Below are 2,628 nucleotides of genomic sequence, written 5' to 3'. Positions count from 1 at the left end.
AGTGCCTGCGGGAATAACGTTGTTGGCGCTATGAATTACGCATACTATAAAGATCCAAAGTATTCAGGGGCACCATGCACCTTAAAATCATGGAACCCTAAACACCCTATCAACAATTCAGTTGATAATAACCACCACATGTACAGAGATGTACTAATCAGTCGATTAGGCGAATTGGATATGAGCGACAATCGCGAAAATGCCATTATCGAGTTACCAATCGTTGCTAAACGGTCACCAGCAGAAGATCGGAGAACCCCTTTGCCAGCCCTAAAGACTACTCCATCTGACTCAGCACCTAAAGTGACAGTATCTTCGGCGGTATCAATGCTTAGACTCTTAAGCACGTTATAACAACGTCCTTGCAGGGCGTTGTACTCCCTTTTTCTGAAACTGGCTGCGGTGAACGATCGGGAATTACCGCCCACATCATGGTTTATACATCACCTGCATTTACCATAACGCCCTCTTACGCGCACCGCTCAAACGCCCTCAGAGCCATTCTGAGGCGTAATCCCTAAAATACTACGTCTTACCCCCTCAAAACGTCTCAGAATGGCACAGATGAATTCTGAGCCTATGAATCGTTATGCATCTGCATGACTGATGCCTGATTTCGTCCCGCAAAGAGAATCAACAGCCTAAAAGCAGGCACGATCATCAATTACAAAACGGTGAACGGGCGGGCAATTTATTGCCGGTTCGTGAGGCGTTGGCAGGGTGTCGGGGCGCAGCCATGACCAGGTGTTTGGAGTCCGTCACCGTGGTGGCGGTGCTACAAACTATATCCTGTCCCGTAATTTAGTCCTCCGGATCTATCAGGCCTTACCGGTTTTGGGTTTCAAAGGGGCACCCTTTGGCGCGGACGATTTGTAACGGGGGATTTCCCCCGTGTAAACATCGGTAACGTGCCTCACTTTTTTACGGGCACGTTTCTCGTGTTTACAGAAAATCAGCCACTTTACGTCCGCAACCCTGATGGTATAAGGCGTATACCGTATGAATTACAGCGTAAACATCCATGACAGAGAAGACAGCCATCCTGAGCCTACGTATCAGCCCAGAACTGAAACGGAAACTCGAAGCTCGTGCTGACCATGAACACAAGACACTGACCGAATTTGTGCGCAAGACACTGGCACACAGCCAAGAGGAAAGTGTTGTGGATTCGGCAAAAGAAAAGCTCGCTGAACTGCAAACAGACGTAAGCAAAGCCGAAGAACGGATCAGTAATTTTCAGTCACGACATACCAAACTGATGGACCAGCTGATTAACGCGCAGAACAGGCTGGTCTCTGAGATGGAAAGCCGGCTAAAAGTTTTACGACGCAACAGGCTGCTCGATATCGTACTGATGACGATGTTCTGCATAGCAGGGTCGGTGCTGGGCTGCTTAATCACGGAGCTGATGAGGGTCAAGGGATAGAAAAAATACCAATGCCGTGCGTAAGCAGAAACATTAACGGGAGTTATAAAATTCCGCTTCCTCGGCGCAAACAAGTTTGCTTCTGCGGCGAGCGTTAAGGGCATTCGAAAGGGATGTTTTTGATTCTCGGGCGCTAAATGTACAAAAGCCCCGTGACAGAATCACAGGGCTTTAGTACTCTAATTCTCGCAGATACCTGCTACAGATTAGACCTAGACAATCAAATCTTAGCAGGGCTGGCTAGCCATGTCACTACCAGCTTAATACCATTCAACGACATTAAAATCATATCTGCACCTTAGACGCTCAGGTCTACGCCCCGGACTCCGGCAGGATAAACAGGCAATTGGTGGATACGTAACTTAACCGCGAAAGAGTTAGGCTCTACCCCGTCTCGCAGTACGATAACTGGCACCTGATAAAACGAGCATCTAAGGCAGCAGTAAGCGGAACAGTGTGATTGCCAACGTCTGACACTGCTCCCACACAATCAAACCTTTTGCAGGGTGAGAGACACAAGAAAAGAGCTGACCGATGGTCGCTACGCTCCCCGTGTTTTTTATATACCCACCACGGGGGCATTAGGTTTTTTATGCCTGAATTTTATTAAAAGATATGTTTTTACCAGAGCTAAAACACTTACTAGATAGTTTTATCTTTTCTTATAGAAAATCATCTATCAGTAATGTATAACCCAACTAACTGTTCTATAAGATAATTATAATGACAACTGTAATTTACTCAGCCCAAGACTTTGTTGCTTGTGACAGTAAGTGGGCATGCGAGGGTAGTTTCCTATGCCTGAATGATCACTGCATAAATAAATATGTGTACTTCACTGGTGAAGAATCCGATTACATTGCATTTTTCGCAGGGGATGAGTACCCAATAGTGACATATCAGGCACTATATCAAAAAGCCATAAATAACGAAATTTTCCTAAGCCATGTTACTGAACAATCAGCTAATAATTTAAGTATAGAATGGTTGATAGTCGATAAAAAAAGCGGTGAGCATGTGGGCTCAAATTCGCTAGCTAGCTGGTTCGCTGATCTACGATACTTAGGGACTGGTGGAGAATATGCTGCACATTTTTTCCACTATAGTAGAATACATAAGTATCGTAGTGCCTGCGGGAATAACGTTGTTGGCGCTATGAATTACGCATACTATAAAGATCCAAAGTATTCAGGGGCACCATG

2 protein-coding genes and 1 pseudogene are annotated in these 2,628 nt (G+C 45.5%); all 3 read left to right on the top strand.

Annotated elements, in window-relative coordinates:
* The coding region (locus JK211_RS16625; protein ID WP_212709728.1) for a hypothetical protein at window positions 1-354 on the top strand (354 nt) is incomplete at its 5' end.
* 667 nt (window positions 355-1,021) lie between these two features.
* The gene (locus tag JK211_RS16620) at window positions 1,022-1,426 is read left to right on the top strand and encodes a DUF1778 domain-containing protein (protein ID WP_212709727.1); all 405 of its coding nucleotides are present in this window, start codon (window positions 1,022-1,024) and stop codon (window positions 1,424-1,426) included.
* A gap of 723 nt (window positions 1,427-2,149) precedes the next feature.
* Window positions 2,150-2,628: pseudogene (locus JK211_RS16615) on the top strand (hypothetical protein); the annotation flags it as partial.

It is taken from the genome of Tatumella sp. JGM130, from assembly GCF_018257525.1.
In the GTDB taxonomy this organism is placed as follows: domain Bacteria; phylum Pseudomonadota; class Gammaproteobacteria; order Enterobacterales; family Enterobacteriaceae; genus Tatumella; species Tatumella punctata.
The sequence above is the reverse complement of the archived record's forward strand: the minus strand, read 5'-3'. Positions and strand labels throughout refer to the sequence as shown.

Excerpts from the sequence above, each read along its gene's own strand:
- JK211_RS16620 (WP_212709727.1), top strand. The coding sequence starts at position 1,022 with ATGACAGAGAAGACAGCCATCCTGAGCCTACGTATCAGCCCAGAACTG.